The following is a 16,479-nucleotide window of genomic DNA, read 5'->3' on the forward strand; positions in this document are numbered from 1 at the left end:
CGTTGTCCGTAATCGACTCTGTAAAGCTCTGTAAGCCGATGTTAATCACTTTTGGTGTCGTTGACAGTAGTTGACTTAAAGTAGCTGACACTGCAGGCAGTTGCTCTGAAGAGCTAGGTAATTTTGCGATTGTTTCTTTTGCATCAAATGACAGTTGACCACCAACTGCTTTAATTGCAGTAGAAATAGCTTGAACATTATTTTCGCAAACGATGACCCCTGCAGTTTCTAAAATTTCGACTTGTTGTTCAAATCCTTGTTTATCAGCATCTGTCCCAACGACTACCCCAATAAACAGCACCTCTGGCCGAGCTTTTGTAACTCTTTCAATCGCCCCTTTTAAGGCTGTCGCCATATCATCATGTGCCCCATACCCTAGAACTACATCAAGAATCACAACGGCCGTTTCTGGTTGTTCAATCACAGATTCAATTTTGGCAATGCGGATTTCCGGATCAATCATCGGATGCGGTTTACCATTCGTGTATAAATCATCACCTAAATCAACCACTTCGTGAGGGCCAGCTTGTAAAATATAGCCTTCTTGATGATGATCATCACTGATGTTAAGGGCATCCGTCAATAAGAAAGCAGCCTCATAGGCAAGAGTTCCTCCTGAGTAGTAGCCTTTGATTCCTTTGGCAGAAGACAACGGGACTTCTTTTGCAGGAGCTGGCGTGTAACTAGCTGGCTCACCGTTGATTACTTTTGTCGCTAACTGAGCAGCTTCTTCCAAGGTGTAGGCATGATACAAGTTTTCCTCATGAGACTCAGGTTTTGATCCAAGGAACAACGTTACAACTGGTTTCGACACTTGACGCAAGATATCCAAAACCTTAGTGGCAACTTCTTTTGCTGGTGGTTTTGAAATCACCACGATAACCTCTGTCTCATCATCAGCGTTTAACCCAAGAATGCTGTCAATCATCGAAACAGCGCCAACAGTTGTGGAAAGATCGCGTCCCCCTGTCCCGATAGCATTAGTTACCCCTTGTCCATAACGGTGAATTAATGTCGTCACTTCTTGAATCCCCGTTCCAGATGCCCCCACAACCGCTATTTTGCCTTTGCGGATATTATTGGTGAAAGCTAAAGGTAATCCGTGAATAACACCAGTTCCACAATCAGGCCCCATTACTAATAAGCCTTTATCATGAGCTTTCTGCTTCAGGCGAGCTTCCTCCTCAATGGGCACATTGTCACTAAAAACAAAGGCATTTAACCCATTATCGATGGCTTTTTCTATTTCAAGTGCCCCATAGACCCCAGGAATCGAAATCAATGCCACATTAGCATCTGGTAAAGCTTTTAGCGCTTTTTCCCAAGTATTAATGACTTCCTTGACTTCTCCCTCACTTTCCTTTTGACTGTTAAGCTCGGCATCGATTAAATCCAATACCTCTTGGGTGCTTTCTTCAGTTTGCACCTCAAGCATCACTAACATATCGTTAGCCGTGGCCTCTGACATTTCTGGCGTATCAAAACCACCGGAGACTAAAATATCCTTATTAGCAGGTGTTCCCATCATAATTGACACGCGCTCAACTGCTGGCAGCTGATTTAATTTACTAGTTAAGAGCATTAAGACAACTGAATCTTGATAACTGTTTTTTTTAATAATTGTTTGTAGCATATCATTTCCACCTCACCTTTATTTTTCATCGAGTTAACAGCTGAAAAGAACGCCCGACAGTCACCTTATCGCTCACCTGAATTAATTGATTTAACGTCGGCGGCAGCTCATCTGTTTGGCGTTCATTTCAGGATTTATCGTTCTATTTTCCCTAATCAGCAGAATGATAGTCGTTCTGCTGACAATTAGCGATCAATTTCTAACTGTGAATGACTGTTTCTTTCGTGTTTTCTACCGTTACTCGACCATTTTTGACAACAAACAGTCTCTCTGGAATATCGATAATGCTATTATTTTTAACTTTTGTATCCAGTAATACCACGTCCGCTTGATTGCCAATGCCTATACCATAGTTATTTAAACCGATGGCACGAGCAGGATTCTCCGTGATCATTGGCAAGACAGTCGGTAAATCCGCAGCGCCACCTAAATGGGCCACAGGAATAGCTAGCATGGCTGTTTGTAAAATATCACCATTGCCATAAGGGGTAAATGCATTGCGAATGTTATTGGTTGCGATACAAACATTAACTCCCCCATCTCTTAATTTACGAATAGGTGTTACGGCACGACGAACATTGTAAGTGTCATTACGGGCGCCTAAATGTAAATCGGTAGCCGGTAAAGCCATCACACTAATATTCGCATCTGCCATCTTTTGAATGATGGGTGCCAATTTTTCTGGTGGTAAGGCATGCAAAGCCGTTAAATGTCCAACTGATACGCGTCCTTGATAGCCTTCTTCAATGGTTTTTTGGCATAAATAGTCGATTGACATATTGTCAGCTTCATCGGCAAAATCCTGATGTAAGTCGATGTCTTTATCGTATTTTTTTGCAATCTCAAAAATTAAATCGATATGATCATTTGCCGGCGCATCGTTATAAGGAATGCCGCCTACCACATCTGCGCCCATTTCCATTGCCTCGTACATCATTTTTTCAGTACCTGGCGCTTTGAATATACCTTCCTGAGGAAAGGCAACGACTTGAATGTCAACTAGATTACGATACTCTTTTTTCAGTTTCAAAATCATTTCGAATCCAGTAAAGCCTTGAGCTGGATCAAATTCAGAGTGAGTCCGAATCGTTGTCACACCTCGAGCCACAATCAAATCTAATACGGTCTTAGCACGTGTATAAACGTCTTCACTGGTAAAGGTTGGTTTTAACTCAGCCGTGACCTTTATAGCTTCCTGTAAAGTACCAGACTGATTTGGTTTACGATCCGCAATTAAGGCTTTATCTAAATGAATATGACTTTCCACAAACCCTGGAATTAAGACCCGACCGTCGGCATTGATAATCCGCTCAGCAGCTTCGTTTATCTCCTCCTCAATTGCTACGATGTGACCATCCTTTATGGCCACATCTTTTAATGATTCATCGTCATTTAAACGCACTTGCTTAAATAAAATATCCATGGGTAAATCCTCCTAGTAGTTCTATATTTAGAAATGATGCCTCATCTATCTATCCGAAAATTAACGAGATAACTAATAAAATAACTGACGCCATACTAATCCATTTAATATTCCCCTTCACAATATCCAAAATAGGTGTTTGGAAACCAGAAGAGAGGGCTTGCATCGTAATATTAACAAAGCTCATTTGACTGCCTAACCCAACGCCAATCGTGACAAATCCGAGAGCCAGTGGTGAGAATCCTAATGAAACAGCTACAGGTAAAACCAAAGTCAGAACGGATCCTACATAAGCTCCAGCGGGTATTCCGATTAATATCCCTGTTAAGACAGCAACAGGAACTACAATAGCTGTAGGGGCTGCTTTAGCGACTCCTGCAATAACGGCGAAAGTCCCAGTTTGAGCAATCACATTAATGAAAGCTAAGAAAATCCCTACTTGGAATAAACGAGTTAAAATATAAGTGGACCCATCAATCATTGCTTCAACTGATTGGTTCATGTTAAACTTCGTGCAGACAAAGATCAGCGCTAGTGTCACAATCATGTAAACCATTGGTGTGAAAATAGTGATACCGGTTAATTGATTAACTAATGGGCCAAAGATTACTGCAAATAATAAGAAGATTGCCGGGATCGTCATCTTAAATAGTTGGGCATTAGTAAAAGTGTCGTACTCATTATTTTCTTCTTCTTTAAAGCCAAGGTGACGGCGTTTAGTTCCCCAAAAGGCTAAACCAATTGCTAAAACTAAGAAGAACAACCAAAATGGTCGCATGGCTGCCACATATTCAGCAACTGGAAATTCACCTAACTTGGATACGATACTAGATTCTAATGAGGCTGGTGAGGTTGTAAAAGAGACAGCCGCTGCTAATGACATAGCAGCAATTAACTCTGGTACTGCCCCTACTGCTGCAAAAGCCAAGGGCGCTATAACCATCGCGCTACCGCCACCAATTCCTGACATATAAGTTGCTGCTGCCAGTAAAATAACGATAAAAGCTGAAACATATTCAACTTTCCCTTTAGTCCCCCGCTTAGCCAGCGTTAAGGCCGCGGTGTAACCACCAGATTTAAAAACAGCCATTGCGACTGCCGAATTAATGATTGGCACAGTAATCGATAACATGCTAGGTACAGCCTCTAATAACTGAGTATTAGCATCTGCTAAACTGATACCACCAATAATCATGGCCACAATTCCACCAGCTAAACCAGCAATTATCATATCTACTTTTAAAAATAATAACGTTAACACGATGATCAATGGGATAATGGTAAGAACTGCCATAAATCCAGTTGGTGTTTTTGCTGCTTCAATCCCTGCTGCCAAGACCGGATGAGCAATTAACAAGCTCACCACGATACTTAAACCAGCTATACCTAACTGTTTCTTTTTATTCATCTTGAACACTCCTTTTTCTTGTAGGTCCGACCTTCAAATCTTGTGGCTTTAGCCATTAGAATTTGATGAGATCGTAACGCCAGTGCAGAGTCCCCTATCTCTAAGTTGCTGAAGCAACTAGAATAGCGGCTCTCCTTTTTCTTGTAGGTCCGGTAATAAAGATACATAATTTCTAATAAATGAAATAAAGCCAAACTCAATTTATCAATTCTTTTAGCCTTTTTCTCACTCCTTTCATATTCAGTCATCAGTGGACGTATTCCCCATGCTCCAACTGTTCGACTTCTTTTTAAATAGAAAAATGCCTGTCTCCATTATTTATATCGAAGGTCTCAAGTCCTTCTTCACTGTTAATTCTATACTTAAATCACTCTTATGCCATTTATGCCATAAGATAAACAGGAAGCGTTTTCTTATCTACTGTAGATAAACGAGAACTTTTTTATAGACATTTTGCACAATTATAGATATCATCTTACTGTACGTCGAGGATTTTGCTTATAATTTACGAAAAACAACATAAAACCATCGATAAAAGAACAGAAATTGTTATTACATCGATCTATCTATCGGATTATATAAGGAAAGTCTCTCATCATAGGAGGTTTACGCAATGCCAATGACATTAACACATATTTTAGCTCTATCTTCCCTTAAAGACGCCACTGTCTTAGAAGGTCAAAAAGGCCTGACTAATGAAGTCAGTAACATTATGATAATGGAAGCACCTGATGTCGAAAAATGGGCTTCAGCCGGGCAATTACTTTTAAGTAGTTTATTTAGTATTCAACATTTTTCAATTGATGAACAAGAAAGCTTTATCAAAACTTTAGTTTCCTTAGGCGTTAGCGGTTTGATTATTAAAACTCGTCGCTTTGTCGATGAGATTCCTCAAGGGATTTTATCTGGGGCAGCTCGCAATGATTTTCCCATTATTCAGATCCCAGGTACTGTAGGTTATGAAACCATTATGATTGAAGTCATGCAAACACTCTTCAATCACAAAGCTAAATTGTTGGATCATTATCGGAAAGTCCACCAACATTTAATGATGTTAGCTTTAAACCAAAAAGATGCTGGTTTAAAAGAAACCCTGATGGCTCTTGAAACCTTTATCAATAACCCAGTTTCCTTCTATAAAAATCGCAAACAAGTAATTTTTCAAACCGATCAGCAATTTAATGACTACCGAGTTATTAATGAATTGCCACTTAAACAAGAAAATTTAAATTTTGAGTGCTACCGCCAAACCGTTCGTTTTGATGCATTTCCAGATGAAGATTATTTTCAACTGTTAATTCCAGTAAAAATAAGTGCTGTTGGAACCAGTTATTTGATCATTCACGAAATAAATGAAACAGTTGGTGAAATGGATTTTATGGCAATCGAAAACAGCATTATCGCTCTCCAACTTGAATTACTTAAGTTAAACAGTATTAATGAAGTCAAACAAAATTATTTTAATGATATTTTTGACGATGTTTTATATGGAAAATACCATTCCAAAGAACAATTGTCCGAATATGCACAACTCTTGAAACTTGATGAGCAACTGTCTTATCGTGTTGTAGTTTGGCAATTTAGCAATCAGTCTTTTTCTGAGAAACCAAGCTTTGAGGTTCGAAAAAAGCAAAAAGAGATTGGCGAAAAATTGGTTCGAAAACTCCTACAGTATTACCCCCATATCACCTATCGTATTCGTAGCAATCGGATTATCTTACTTATTAAAGCCAATCGGACAGAGCTTGAACAAAAACAGTTCAGTGATAATATTTTACGTATTCACCAAAACTGGCAGGATGAAGCAATTCTATGCCGCGTAGGCATCAGTGACGCCGCTACTCTTGATGATATTAACAGTGAAGCAAAAAAAGCGCTGCAAGTTGTTCAACAAGCCACTCTCTTTTTTGCTGATGTTTTTGTTTTGACTTATGAGGATTTGGGAATTTATCGCATGTTTGGAGATTTGATTCCTTTTCAAGATTATCAAAAATATATTCCTAAAAAATTACAGCTAATTATTGATGCTTATCCTGACTGGGTAGAAACGTTAAGTTATTATTTGGATTTTAATCAGAGTTTAAAAAAAACAGCGGAACAATTGTTTATTCATTATAAAACAGTGAGCTATCGCATTGAAAAAATCCATGAGCTTGTTAACCTTGATTTTGACAACCCAGAAGAAATCCTCCAATTACAAATCGGATTACGATTACACCGCTTGATTAGCAATAAAGAAATCTTTAATTAAAATGACGGTGTCTCAAAATTAGTTTTTGTATTTTTGCGACACCATCATTTTTCAGATTTGGCTTATCAACCTAAATTGGATCTGATTTAAACCGACAGTATGGCTACTTTCAAAAAAAGCAAACCGCGTTATTCATGCTTTTTTGAATCTTCTCCCACCCCTCTTCACAAAGAATTCCAACGTAATCCCTTTAAGCAAAAGCATTCAGCTTAACCCTTTGTTAAAAACGAGCTCAAAATTACGAGAAAAAGGCATGAATAATGCCTTTTTACAAAAAACAAAAAATATGTAAAAATAAACCTATGAGTAGTGCTTACTCCCTTTTTACTATTTCCATAAGTGAGGGAAGTTAATAGGATGTTTCATTTACTAAATTTGATTTAGCATAGCACTGGTAACCAAATGTCTTCAGCTACTACTCACTTCTTAATTAATAACGTGTTTTATGTCTCATCAAACAGCTTGTCACAACTCAGTTGACATGAGACTTACACCTTCATAATGCGAGTTAAAGCATGAAAAAAACCGCCATATCAACATTAGCAAAGGTTTCATCACTTAAATAACACAGGACTAAATGTCAACTGATTACGGACATGGGCACCATTCTCAATTTTATACCATAACACCATTTTCAAATTACCATTCAGCTCTAGCGTAAGGCATCTGTCAAGACAGTTGCAACAACCAATCAGATGATAAAATCACACGTTTTTGAGCACAAAACCAGCCTTGTCGTCCCTCAGTTGACAGAGCGGGTTTTAAGGTTACTTGTTTTTTTACAGCGCCAAAAACCTTTAATATCAACGATTTATGAATGACCCTTTGATATTTAACTCTTTTTGATTGTCAACTGATGACGGACATGAGCTCCATTCCCAGTTTTATGACATAACATCATTTTTAAATTACCACTCGATAAAAGCAGAAAGTCCTGTTAAGACTCGCTTAATTCAAACAGACTCCTGCAAACTCATAAATAACAGTTTTTCCTAGTGGCAAAAACCGCTGTCGTCCCTCAGTTGACAGAGCGGGTTTTAGGATCACTTGTTTTTTAACAGCGTCAGAAACTTTTAATATCAACGATTTCTGACTGCCCCTTTGATATTTAACTCTTTTTGATTGTCAACTGATCACGGACATGAGCTCCATTCTCAGTTTTATGACCTAACATCATTTTTAAATTACCACTCGATAAAAGCAGAAAGTCCTGTTAAGACTCACTTAATTCAAGCAGACTGCTGAAAACTTATAAATAACGGTTTTGCCTAGTGTCAAAAACCTCTGTCGTCACTCAGTTGACATCGGACGATTCACTCAATATCGCCGTTAGATATATGAAAAAGACCCGTGTAACAGGGCTAAAAACATGTCCTTCATTTAATTAACACTAGACTAAATGTCAACTGATTACGGACATGAGCTCCATTCCTAGTTTTATGACATAACATCGTTTTTAATTACCACTCGATAAAAGCAGAAAGACCTGTTAAGACTCGCTTAATTCACGTAGACTGTTGAAAGCTTATAAATAACAGTTTTTCCTAGTGGTAAAATCGACTGTCAACGCTCAGTTGACATCGGGCGATTCACTCAATATCGCCTTTAGACATATGAAAAAGACCCGTATAACAGGGGTAAAAACATGTCCTTCATTTAATTAACACTAGACTAAATGTCAACTGATTACGGACATGAGCTCCATTCCCAGTTTTATGACATAACGTCGTTTTTAAATTGCCACTAGAAACTAGCGAAAGGATTCTGTTAAGTGGTTTGCATCAACCAATCAGATGATAAAATCTCACTTTTTTGAGCACCAAACCAGCCCTGTCGTCACTCAGTTGACAGAGCGGGTTTTAGGGTTACTTTTTTTAAACAGCGTCAGAAGCCTTTAAGATCAACAACTTCTGACTGACCATTTGATATTTAACTCTTTTTGATTGTCAACTGATTACGGACATGAGCTCCATTCCCAGTTTTATGACATAACATCATTTTCAAATTACCACTAGAAACTAGCGAAAGGATTCTGTTAAGCGGCTTGCATCAACCAATCAGATGATAAAATCACACTTTTTTGAGCACCAAACCAGCCTTGTCGTCCCTCAGTTGACAGAGCGGATTTTAGGGTTACTTGTTTTTTAACAGCGTCAGAAACCTTTAATATCAATAACTTCAGACTGACCCTTTGATATTTAACTCGTTTCGATTGTCAACTGATGACGGACATAGGTTTCATTCTTAGTTTTTTTGAAATAAACCATTTTTAAATTGCAACTTATACACTGAAGTCTTTTCCTAACATGTTTTTAGATAGGAACGAGATTATTTTATACTTGTTGTCAGACACAGGCTCCCATTGATCGTTTTGTTTTATAACAACATCACAATGTTTTTTTAGGCGACTAAAAACTCAGTGACCTTCTAAAAGAAGCTGTCGCAAAATTAGGATCTAATTTTGCGACAGCTTCTTTTTTATTGACAATAGATACTTAGTGCGGCTTGGACAGCTTCCCCGCGGTTGAGTGAGGCACCGTGATATAATAGAGTTGCCTCTAAAGCGCCTAATACATGCAAAACATTTTCACGGCGGCTGCTAAATCCCATATTACCAATTCGCCATACTTTCCCTTGTAAAGCACCGAAAGAAGACGCGATTTCCACGCCGAAATGATCCAGTAACATCGCGCGAACAGATTCTGCTTCAATCCCTTCAGGCACCATAATTGGCGTGACTGTTGGCATCTTAGTAGCAGCATCTCCATACATCCCTAAGCCCATCGCCTTAATCCCAGCCACAATTGCTTGATCGTTTAAACGATGACGTTCGTAGCTCTTTTCAATCCCTTCATTGAGCAATAAACGCAATCCTTCATGTAACGCATAAATAAGACTAGTTGCCTCTGTATGATGGTTGATTCGTTCAGAACTCCAATAGCGCTGTAATTGACTTAAGTCTAAATAGTTGCTTGAGATGTGGTTATCATTGCGGAAATCTTTACTCAATCCCAATTCCTTTTGATATCGTGAGTCCAAAACTTTTTCAACTCTATCATTGTAAGTAATCAGTGATAGTCCCGATGGCACACTAACACATTTTTGCGTGCCCGCAATCGCAATATCAATGCCCCACTCGTCCACTTTAATCGGTACACCACCATATGTCGCCACTGTATCGACAACAAAAAAGACATCATTAGCCTGACAGTACGGTCCAATCTTATCGAGAGGCTGCATTTGGCCATTGGCAGTTTCACCATGCACCATTGCTACAATTTTAGGTTGATGGCGATCGATTAACTCAATCACAGTTTCTTGTTGAAAGACTCCGTCCCATTCTTTTTCTTCATATATGACCTCTGCCTGAGCACGCTCACAAATCTCACCTAAAAGAAATGCAAATCGACCATAGACTGGGATTAAGACCTTATCTCCAGGTTCAATCAAGGCGATCAAAGCAGCCTCTAAACCAGAACGAGACGTTCCATCAATAGCAAAAGCCTGTTTATTTTTAGTTTGGAATGGCACTTTGATCATTTCTTTAACTTCATCCATCACCTTTAAAAATGTCGGATCAAATTGACCGACAATCGGTGTTCCCATAGCTCTTAGAACAGAGGGGTGTGCTTCAACAGGGCCTGGTGTCATAATGGTTCTAATCGGTGTCATAAATGGTTCTATCATATGTACAGCTCCTTCAACGTTTTTTCGAGTTAAGCATTAAGACCATATCCTTGTTCGATTGTCACAATGGCCATTGCTAAAGATTTTGTCATCTTTAAACTCGTATTCTTACTACTATTATCCTACTTGAGTCACCTTTGTTTCATTAGCGTAAATCACAATATCTAAAATACTTTTAGTCAATTTGCACAAAGAAATCAGAAAACGCTTCCCGTATAATCAACTTATCATGGACATTGGGAGAGATAACCTTGACAACACTAACTGAATTATTAACGGTGCCTCGTTTTAGTGATTTACTAATCCTAACCCCTGAGGCTGACTTAACCCATGTGGTTGACAGTATCGAAATCACAGAAACACCGGACGTGGCTCTTTATATGCCGAAAAACGTCTTTCTTTTAACAACTGCTATGCACTTTCAAAACAACCAAGACGAGCTAATACCATTAATAGATTCTTTAGTTTTAGCCGAGGCGGCTGGTTTAGGTATAAAAATCGGCAGATTTCTAGATGAAATTGCACCTGAAGTGATTACTTACGCAAACGCGAAGAAATTCCCACTGATTTTAGTGCCCGAAACCAAACAACTGGGATCTTTATTGCATAAACTGACAAATTACATCCGCCATACTCAAACAGAACAAATCACCTACGCCTTGGATATCCAAAAACGCTTCTCCAACCTCTTAATAAACGATGCCAATCCAGCGAAAATTATCGGCGAATTTGGTAAAATGGTCCAAACACCAGTTATGTTATTAAACCCTTTTAAGGAAGTTGTGGCACAATCTAGTGATTTCAGCCAATCAAGAAAGCCAGCTGAGTATTTTGTTAAACAGCTAATGGAGACTCATTCTTTCAAAAATGATAATCAATTTCGCTCGGCTATTGTCTCTGACTTTGATGAGAAAAAAATTCAAGTCGCCATTTATCCGATTAAAAGTAATAGTTTTTTTCCTTATTATTTAGTTATTTTAAAACCCGAACAAATTCCTTACCCTGTTTCGGAATTTGCAATCGAACAAGCTGTTTTAGTTCTTAGTTTTGTTCAATTAAAAAATTTAAAAGTAACTGAATCTCAACAAATGATTAAAAGTGATTACTTCTTGAAGTTAATCGAGAGCCAACAAAATCCTGTTTTTGAGCAAAAAGAGTGGTTCCCTTTTGACCTAAATTTCGGGATTAAGTACTCCCACTTTTATCAGATTGTTTATGTTAATTGCCGCAATGACGAAAAAAATAAATTCGAATTAAAGTATAATCAAGAAAAAAGTCAATTAGCAAATTATTGGCTTGCTGAAAAATTACCTCATCACCTTAAAGACACCTTGGTTTTTCCTATTAAAAACAGCAACCAATTAGCGATTGTCCTACAAACAAAAGAAGAAGCCACGAAAGTTGTGGCGGTACTAACCTCTTTAGCAGAGCAACTAGAACAAGCTTTGCCAATTTCACTGGCTTTTTCTTTTGGGCATTCGTGCTCTCGCTTGGATGCACTGGCTACCAGTTATATTGAAGCAAAAATCACCTTTGAAAGCTCTGTTTCTGATTCGTCCCAAAATCGAATTAACTATTACAAACCCAAAGGTATGCTCAATTTATTTGACAATATGCAGCCTGAAGAAGTTCGTTATTTCTGCCAATCCACTTTAAAAGAACTTGCTTATCCAGAAACGAGCGCTCTCAAAGAATTACGAAAAACATTAAAAACCTATTTAAACTATCAATGTGAAATCACCCGTACTGCCAATGAACTTTTTATTCATCGTAATACAGTGAAATACCGCATTGACAACTGTCAAGAAATTTTAGGTGAATCGATCAATAACCCGGCTGCCAGTCTCAATTTAAGATTGGCCTTGGAACTGTCAACCCCCACTGATTAAGCTGGCGCATTTTTGCGCCAGCTTTTACCCTTTGATAACGTGAGTTCCTGCCTTACCTAAGAGAGCCGATTCGGCTTCTTCCAAAGAGCAAATAATCGCTTCTTTACCTAGTTCAGCAAAGCGAATAGCGGCTGCCATTTTCGGCTTCATACTACCACTTGCAAAGTGATGTTCTGCAAAATAACGTTTCGCCTCTGTTAAGCTAATCTTCCCTAGCCTTTCCTGATGGGATTTGCCGTAATTCAAGTAGGCATTATCAATGTTCGTTAGCATCATATAAACGTCTGCGTCTAACTGCTGAGCCAATTGAGCACCTACTAAGTCTTTATCAACAACTGCCTCAATTCCAGTCAATACTCCATGGTCTTTAACTACTGGAATCCCACCACCCCCTCCTGCTATGACAATCGTATTGCTTTGAACCAACTTCACCATCGACTCGATTCCGTGAATTAGTTGTGGTTCAGGACAAGGCACCAAATGACGATACCCCTTTCCGGAATCTTCTGCCATCAACCAGTTCTTGTCTAGACGTATCTTAGCAGCTGCTTCTGGGCTGTAATACAGACCGATAAATTTCGACGGCCGACTAAAAGCTGGGTCATTTTCTGCCACTTCCACTTGGGTTAAAAGAGTGGCAACACTACTGGTAGATCCTTTTTGCGCCAACACATTTTTGAGTGATTGTTCCATCATATAACCGATTAAGCCTTGTGCCTCGGCAATACAAACATCCAGAGGATATTTAGGAATAACATGATCGGCCTCCTCATTTTGAAAAAGAATATTCCCAACTTGGGGGCCATTACCATGAGTCAGCACGATTTCATAATCCAACTCATCAATCTTCGCAATAAACTCCGCACTTAACTTCACATTCACTAATTGATTTTGATAGGTCGGCTTCTGTTTGGGTCTTAATATTGCATTCCCCCCTAAGGCGATAACTACTCGTTTTGCCATAAAGCACCTCCTTTTCTTTATTAGTATTAGTCTCTTCTAAGATCTTATTCCGCTCAACAATAGAACGAGATAGCGCATTCATTTCAATCGATCTAACTTATTCCTTTATATTAACGATTTAAACTGAAAAAAGCTTTGGCGATTGCCACAAACAATTTTTTTCTTTTGTCCATCCTCACCATAAGTCTACCTCTAGTGAAATCGAACCTGCTTTAGTATGTACCTCACGGTTACAGGGTCTAATCAACATTCGTTTTTTTATCCATTATGACCAATGTAAACTGAGACCATTAGGAGTATCATCAACTTATGAAGGTTATCAAAACTCAGATAACCATTAACTTAACGAGGAGTTTGAGCTATGACAGAAACCTATCTTTATTCTCATTACCACGATTTACCTTTAAGCGCCAGTTTTTATCCAGGAATTGATCGGCAAAAAGGGGTTACCCTGATTTACTTTCATGGTGGCGGATTAATTTATGGTGATCGCGATGATCTACCTACCCCATACATTCAGTTATTAAATGATCAAGGGTACCACCTTTTAACCGTTGACTATCCCTTAATGCCAGAAGCCTCACTTGACAGCATTATGGACAGTTTAAACACAGCCATTAGCTGGTTTAATGCAGAATACAATGGAACACTAGGCCTGGCATCTGCCGATTATTGTCTATTTGGTCGCTCTGCTGGGGCTTATCTCAGCCTATTTTTAGCTCATCAGCAATTGGACCTCTCTTTAAAAGGCGTTATTAGTTTTTACGGTTATGATAAACTGGATTATCCTGCCTTTAATCAGCCAAGTACTTATTATAAAAAATACCCTGCTGTACCTTTTATGACAGTTCATCAGCTTAGCCAAGGTAAACCTAGAGCTCAGGCAAGTATCAATGAACGTTTTCCCATCTACCTTTCCTACCGACAAACTGGACAATGGGTTAAACAACTAATAGGTAAGAAGACAGTGACTGACTTTAGTTTAAGCAACTCTGATCTTCGAGCATTGCCCCCAACTTTTTTAGCGGCTAGCCACGATGATCAGGATGTTCCCTTCGAAATCTCCAATAAAATGGCTCAACTAATTCCTAGTGCTTATTTTTATCAAGTTAGTCAATTACCTCATGATTTTGACGCCGACCCTAAGAATCCTCTCGGACAAGCAGCTTATAGGGAATTAATTCACTGGTTGGACCAATTACATTAATGTTAAAAAGAGACTGAAAATTTTTCAGTCTCTTTCGTTCAATTAGCCAACAACACATGTTCCTGCTTTACCAGCCAATGCTTCCACTGCATCTGATAAAGCGCAAATAATCGCGGTTTTCCCTAATCTAGCAAATTCGATACAAGCTTGCATTTTGGGTCCCATACTACCATCGGAAAAATGACCTTCAGCGTAGTACTCCTGTGCTTTAGCAAGTGATAACTCTGTTAGTTTTTCTTGATTTGGTTTGCCGTAATTAATATAAACATTTGGCACATCTGTTAGTATCATTAAAACATCGGCTTCTACATCAATCGATAGACGCAAAGCAGACGAATCTTTGTCAATAACCGCCGCCACACCTTTTAGTTGACCGTTTTCCTGAACAACGGGAATACCACCACCGCCTGTTGAAATTACCACAATATCATTTGCTAACATGGTTTTGATTGTATCAACTTCCACAATTCCTTTTGGTTTTGGCGACGGTACTAAACGACGATAGCCACGACCAGCATCTTCGCCCATAGTCCATCCTTTAGCTTTTGCCAAGGCTTGACTTTCCTCTTCAGTATAGAACGTGCCGATAGGTTTTGTTGGGGATTTGAAGGCGGAATCATCCCCGTCAACTTCTGTCATCGTTAAGATCGTCGCCACATTTTTTTCCGGCAAGCGATTTTTTAAAGATTGCTGCATCATGTAACCGATAAAGCCTTGAGACTCAGCGCTACAAACAGGTAAAGGTTGTTGTGGCACTTCTGCTTGAGCCAATTCATTTTGACGTAAAATTTGACCAACTTGTGGGCCATTTCCATGAACAATTACCAGTTCATGACCATCCTTGATAATTGAAGCGATACTATCACTACTCGTTTCAATGTTTGCTTTCTGATTCTCATATGTTCCTTCTTGACCTGGTTGTAAGATGGCATTGCCACCTAACGCTAACACGACTCTTTGCTTCATTAATAGTCTCTCCTTATCTCTCTACAGTTTCATCTTGAATATGTTGTAACCCGTAATAAATCCCTGCCAGTGTATCTGAGCCTGAGGTGCTTCCTGAATCTGCTAAAGCTAAAACTGCTTCTGCCAATTCTTCTGGTCTTCCCAATAATCCTTTAATAACATCAATCACTAATGAGCTAAAAGATCCTTGAGAGGCACTTACTAAATAACTTTTTGACACATCTGTTGTCCGTTTATCTGCTAAAGCTTTACCTAAAATGACACGGAAGTCATCTGGCAGAAAAGGGTGAATTGACTCAATCGCCATTAGCCCAATGGTAAAATCATCCCCAGCAGGTGTTAGCCCTAAACCTCGGCCAATATAATAAGTGATGAAATCAAGACTTGTTTCTCTTGTTTGGTTGGCTTTAGCAAAAACCAACTCTGTCATTAATGGGCTAAAATCTAACCCTGTTTGCTTAAGATAACCTCCCAATACTAGCGTATTAGTGGCCATACTTTGCAGTCTTCCGAGGTCGAAACAATTCAGTCGATTTTGATAGGTTGAGCCCGCCTCAAAAGTCAGTTTAACTCCGTCAATCAAAAGACCAGTTGTCGTTCTTTTAATAGAGCCTCGCCAATTCACTAATTGATTGAGGTGTTGAAAATCATTGCTTGAGAGGTGAATGCCAAATGGGACACACCCCTTTTGATCATCCCCGAGAAAAAGTAAATGATTGGCTACTTTCAGATTAACACCATGAGTAAATTGACTATGACAGCTAATATCACCTGATTGTCTTAATAAGCCATCAACCAAATCCCCTTGCCATTTAATTTTCATTCACAGTCCCCCTCTCTTAACTCATTATAACGCCTTTAGGATATGATTGCATTTCGCTTTAAAGACAATCGGCAAACGTTTTCTTATCCCGATTAGATAAAACTGCTTAATATAAAAGAAAGTAGAAACCACCGAAACGAGGTTAGGTGGTTTCTACTCCTACCATTGCAACTGATTTAAGCCTTCATTCCCAATTTTTCTGCATATGCCGTAATAGCTTTTTCAAAAC

General features: G+C 38.9%; 10 protein-coding genes. 3 read left to right on the plus strand and 7 right to left on the minus strand.

Annotated features, from left to right (window positions below):
- From fdrA to RWN13_RS23105, 3 genes are all read right to left on the minus strand, one after another.
- Window positions 1–1,633: acyl-CoA synthetase FdrA (gene fdrA, locus RWN13_RS23095; RefSeq protein ID WP_314068500.1), on the minus strand; the 1,633-nt coding region annotated here is incomplete at its 3' end.
- Between the two features lie 199 nt (window positions 1,634–1,832).
- Window positions 1,833–3,056 (minus strand): amidohydrolase family protein, encoded by a 1,224-nt coding sequence (locus RWN13_RS23100; protein WP_314068502.1) that lies wholly within the window; start codon window positions 3,054–3,056, stop codon window positions 1,833–1,835.
- Window positions 3,057–3,105: 49 nt separating this feature from the next.
- Window positions 3,106–4,464 (minus strand): citrate transporter, encoded by a 1,359-nt coding sequence (locus RWN13_RS23105; protein WP_314068504.1) that lies wholly within the window; start codon window positions 4,462–4,464, stop codon window positions 3,106–3,108.
- 613 nt (window positions 4,465–5,077) lie between these two features.
- On the opposite strand from RWN13_RS23105, the gene RWN13_RS23110 reads away from it, so the two are divergent.
- On the plus strand, window positions 5,078–6,715 hold the full coding sequence (locus RWN13_RS23110; RefSeq protein ID WP_314068506.1) for a PucR family transcriptional regulator ligand-binding domain-containing protein: 1,638 nt from the start codon (window positions 5,078–5,080) through the stop codon (window positions 6,713–6,715).
- Window positions 6,716–9,193: 2,478 nt separating this feature from the next.
- Here the strand turns inward: RWN13_RS23110 and RWN13_RS23115 are convergent.
- The gene (locus tag RWN13_RS23115) at window positions 9,194–10,402 is read right to left on the minus strand and encodes an alanine--glyoxylate aminotransferase family protein (RefSeq protein ID WP_314068508.1); all 1,209 of its coding nucleotides are present in this window, start codon (window positions 10,400–10,402) and stop codon (window positions 9,194–9,196) included.
- Between the two features lie 251 nt (window positions 10,403–10,653).
- On the opposite strand from RWN13_RS23115, the gene RWN13_RS23120 reads away from it, so the two are divergent.
- Window positions 10,654–12,291 (plus strand): PucR family transcriptional regulator ligand-binding domain-containing protein, encoded by a 1,638-nt coding sequence (locus RWN13_RS23120; RefSeq protein WP_314068510.1) that lies wholly within the window; start codon window positions 10,654–10,656, stop codon window positions 12,289–12,291.
- A 24-nt stretch (window positions 12,292–12,315) separates the two neighbouring features.
- Here the strand turns inward: RWN13_RS23120 and arcC (RWN13_RS23125) are convergent, their stop codons facing one another.
- On the minus strand, window positions 12,316–13,254 hold the full coding sequence (gene arcC, locus RWN13_RS23125; RefSeq protein ID WP_314068512.1) for a carbamate kinase: 939 nt from the start codon (window positions 13,252–13,254) through the stop codon (window positions 12,316–12,318).
- Window positions 13,255–13,615: 361 nt separating this feature from the next.
- Between arcC (RWN13_RS23125) and RWN13_RS23130 the strand changes: the two genes are divergently transcribed.
- Entirely contained in the window at window positions 13,616–14,461 is an 846-nt protein-coding gene (locus RWN13_RS23130; RefSeq protein WP_314068514.1) for an alpha/beta hydrolase, read from the plus strand.
- A 42-nt stretch (window positions 14,462–14,503) separates the two neighbouring features.
- Here the strand turns inward: RWN13_RS23130 and arcC (RWN13_RS23135) are convergent, their stop codons facing one another.
- Both arcC (RWN13_RS23135) and RWN13_RS23140 read right to left on the minus strand, forming a co-directional pair.
- Complete coding sequence (arcC, locus tag RWN13_RS23135) at window positions 14,504–15,427, minus strand: carbamate kinase (protein WP_314068517.1); 924 nt, start codon at window positions 15,425–15,427, stop codon at window positions 14,504–14,506.
- Between the two features lie 13 nt (window positions 15,428–15,440).
- Window positions 15,441–16,250: a DUF2877 domain-containing protein gene (locus tag RWN13_RS23140; protein ID WP_314068519.1), complete on the minus strand. Its 810-nt coding sequence runs from the start codon at window positions 16,248–16,250 to the stop codon at window positions 15,441–15,443.
- Window positions 16,251–16,479 lie beyond the last annotated feature (229 nt).

It is taken from the genome of uncultured Vagococcus sp. (genome assembly GCF_963518325.1).
Classification (GTDB): Bacteria; Bacillota; Bacilli; order Lactobacillales; family Vagococcaceae; genus Vagococcus_D.

Coding starts and splice junctions, on each gene's coding strand:
- RWN13_RS23130 (WP_314068514.1), top strand. CDS start 13,616: ATGACAGAAACCTATCTTTATTCTCATTACCACGATTTACCTTTAAGC.
- RWN13_RS23105 (WP_314068504.1), bottom strand. CDS start 4,464: ATGAATAAAAAGAAACAGTTAGGTATAGCTGGTTTAAGTATCGTGGTG.
- arcC (WP_314068512.1), bottom strand. CDS start 13,254: ATGGCAAAACGAGTAGTTATCGCCTTAGGGGGGAATGCAATATTAAGA.
- arcC (WP_314068517.1), bottom strand. CDS start 15,427: ATGAAGCAAAGAGTCGTGTTAGCGTTAGGTGGCAATGCCATCTTACAA.
- RWN13_RS23140 (WP_314068519.1), bottom strand. CDS start 16,250: ATGAAAATTAAATGGCAAGGGGATTTGGTTGATGGCTTATTAAGACAA.
- RWN13_RS23110 (WP_314068506.1), top strand. CDS start 5,078: ATGCCAATGACATTAACACATATTTTAGCTCTATCTTCCCTTAAAGAC.
- RWN13_RS23100 (WP_314068502.1), bottom strand. CDS start 3,056: ATGGATATTTTATTTAAGCAAGTGCGTTTAAATGACGATGAATCATTA.
- RWN13_RS23115 (WP_314068508.1), bottom strand. CDS start 10,402: ATGATAGAACCATTTATGACACCGATTAGAACCATTATGACACCAGGC.